A 1,150-nucleotide genomic window follows, 5' to 3' on the forward strand; every position below is an offset into this window, starting at 1 on the left:
CAAAAACAAATCAAAATCTTATTAACACTGATAACAGTGTTAATATTAGCCGTATCATGTGCTAAAAACAATCCAAACAACCCAACCAGTACAACTCAAGATTATGTATTCATAGATACTTCATCATCTACTGGTGATTTTGAATGGACTGCTGAAAAAAAATCATATTATGAATCAAATTGGAAAAATACTTTTGCAGTTAGAGATTTATATGATAAAAATAATACATCAATTATTGGAAAAACTTATGAAAATTTAGATTATGATTATTTAGGTACAGATCCAGCTACTAAAGCTTACTATAAAGGTGCAACAAATGTATTTATAGGTGGAAAAAACTACATAGGAGGATTATACTATACTCCTAATGGAAGTTATAACACTTGGAGAATTATATTTGCATTTGAAGGTACTGATGGTGCTTATGTTACTTGGACATCTACTAGTGATTATGATAAACAAAATCCTGAAAAAGGACCTAATGCTGATGCTAATTGGTATGAAAGTACTTTTACAGTAGATGCTCAATATGCTAATGCTTTTATAAGATTTAAATAATTTTATTTGGAAAATTTTATGAAAAAATGTATTCTTGTTAGTATTTTTATATTATTTTTTATATCATGTTATAAAAATCCTACAACTCCTGAAAAAGAATCAAGTTTTAATGATGTATATTTGAGGGACTACAAATTTTTAGTAGATGATCCTAATATTTTAGCTGCTTTAAATACAACTTGGACAGATGAAGTTAAAGAATATTTTAATAAAAATTTCTTTAATAACTTTACTAAAAGAATAATATATAATAGTTCATCTCTTGATACCAAAATCGGTTATACAGATGATAATTGTAATTTCTATGACTTGTTAGATTATCCAAATATTGTAAAAACTAGGTTTAAATTTGCTACAAATGTTACAGATAATGGAAAGCAATATATAGGTGCAGTTTACTATGATGAAAAACTTGTATGGGGAAATCAATGGAGACTAATATATATTGATGAAAATGGAGCTGAACAAGGATTCTATGGAGATGGAGAAAATGATCCTAACAAGGTACCAGTTTCTTTTACAAAATATGATTTTGTACTTGGTTATATAAGAATTAAATAAAAAATAATTAAAAAAGGGGCGGTTATATAAA

General features: G+C 26.4%; 2 protein-coding genes. Both read left to right on the plus strand.

Features of this window, described 5'->3' with window-relative positions:
• Positions 1 to 558: hypothetical protein (locus EZH24_RS14750; RefSeq protein WP_137999344.1), on the plus strand; the 558-nt coding region annotated here is incomplete at its 5' end.
• A gap of 18 nt (positions 559 to 576) precedes the next feature.
• Positions 577 to 1,119 (plus strand): hypothetical protein, encoded by a 543-nt coding sequence (locus EZH24_RS12280; RefSeq protein ID WP_137999345.1) that lies wholly within the window; start codon positions 577 to 579, stop codon positions 1,117 to 1,119.
• Positions 1,120 to 1,150 lie beyond the last annotated feature (31 nt).

The organism is Brachyspira catarrhinii (assembly GCF_005518285.1).
In the GTDB taxonomy this organism is placed as follows: domain Bacteria; phylum Spirochaetota; class Brachyspiria; order Brachyspirales; family Brachyspiraceae; genus Brachyspira; species Brachyspira catarrhinii.